General features: G+C 50.0%; 1 protein-coding gene and 1 pseudogene. One reads left to right on the forward strand and one right to left on the reverse strand.

Annotated elements, in window-relative coordinates:
• Positions 1-182 precede the first annotated feature (182 nt).
• The gene (locus JGK39_RS00090; RefSeq protein WP_293256527.1) at positions 183-557 is read right to left on the reverse strand and encodes a hypothetical protein; all 375 of its coding nucleotides are present in this window, start codon (positions 555-557) and stop codon (positions 183-185) included.
• 285 nt (positions 558-842) lie between these two features.
• On the opposite strand from JGK39_RS00090, the pseudogene JGK39_RS00095 reads away from it, so the two are divergent.
• Positions 843-1,639 (forward strand): annotated as a pseudogene (locus JGK39_RS00095) (hypothetical protein); the annotation flags it as partial.

Genomic DNA, 1,639 nt, shown 5'->3' on the forward strand with positions numbered 1-1,639 from the left:
CCCGATCTGTTTCTGTACTCCGGGTGGGTAGGTTTGGTACTTAGAATTCATGGGCTTACTTATTGCTTGCTACACATAAATGCTGGTCTCATGGAAGGGGTACTTATGTGTAGCTTCAGTTTCTGGAATAGTGCTTAAAAGCAAAACCAGCACCCCCCTGCTGGGATGCTGGCTTTTGCGCTTCAGGAGCGCTCATCTGACTCTTCAGTTGTAGTGGTACCTTGGAGTTCTTTTCTCCGAAGTTCCCTTAATTTCTTCAGATTTTCAAGCTTATCTCGGACTTCCTTCGCTTCTGACTGGTACCAGACGACACACTCCTGGGATTTGACCAACTGCTTTTGCGCATCGTCGATCAGTTGGTCGAGAATTCCCCCAAGGGGGTCGTTACCGAAATCTCTCTCCGAGCAATTTTCTCTATGAAGTTCGAGGCCGACAGCCCAAACTCCTTCGCTAGTTCGTCCAGCATCTTGACTGCTGTCGGGGTCAATCCGTATCCCCTCGTCACCTTTATCTCGCCATGTGGTCTGTGTTTCGCTTTTGGCATCGGTTTCAGTCATAACTGCATATCCAAAATAGCAATATCTTTGCAAAGATGTTGACGCATCTTTGTATAGATGATACTTTAAAACCATCATCTTTGCAAAGATAACTTTAGACCACCTGCATACCCTAAACGTGGGGGGCGAGCTTCTCACTCGCCCTTTCTTCCCCCCCCCAAAACCCATGCAAGACCTAACCACCAAAACGCTCAAAGAACTCAAGGCCATGGCCGACCAGAGCTTTGAAAGGGCTTACAGGCTTGACATTCGTCAAAATCCGTCATCGAGGAGGAGGTTGAAAATTTGAACGGTGTAGAGAGAGCCCAGGAGCCGATCGAAAGTTCCATCCCTACTCCTACTTTTGGCGCTTTGTGCGATCGCCCCACCCTCGGGCTACAGGATGTTGTTGACCTTCTTGAGGCTCGGGGGGCTAGTTCTTTGGCCGTTGGCGACTGCGTAGAAATGGGGGAAAAAGCGTCGGTCAAAAGCCGCACCCTGGTCAAGACTAGCGATAGCTCATTCACTCTTTTCTGGGACACAGAGACTGATAGTACCCAGGCAGTCGAAAATTTGAACGGTGTCGAAAGCGTCACTTGCGCGATCGAACAAGCGATCGAGCCTTCCAAATTTGGCCGCATCGTTTATCCCAAGCCGATCGCGCCAGCAACCGAAACTTCCCCCGGTGTCGAAATCGAATCTGAGGCGGAGGAATATGAAACCGATCTCCCGACTACATTCTCTGAAAGATTCCTCAGTCTTTACGCGCCGCCTAGTTTCAGCAGCGCTCACGCAGTCGAATCCGACGGGCAACTAAAACTGCTGGAACGGGTGGTTGACCCTGAACCGCCTGATCCAGACTCAGACGCCTACAGCACCCCGGAACAGTTTTGGAGTGTCATGAAAGCTTGGGATGCAGCCTATGACGACGGCAGTTACGAGCAATTTTCAGATTTTCCAGAAAAAAACAATGGTGAACTTAACAGAGCTAGTACCGAGTCGGTTGGAGCGGATGAAATTGCGATTGGTACTGGACTACCTTCAGAATGCGACAATCGCGCCCAACTTCATGGAACTGGCGGCCATAACCAGGATGAAGGACT

It is taken from the genome of Microcoleus sp. PH2017_12_PCY_D_A (genome assembly GCF_020738565.1).
Taxonomy (GTDB): Bacteria; Cyanobacteriota; Cyanobacteriia; order Cyanobacteriales; family Microcoleaceae; genus Microcoleus.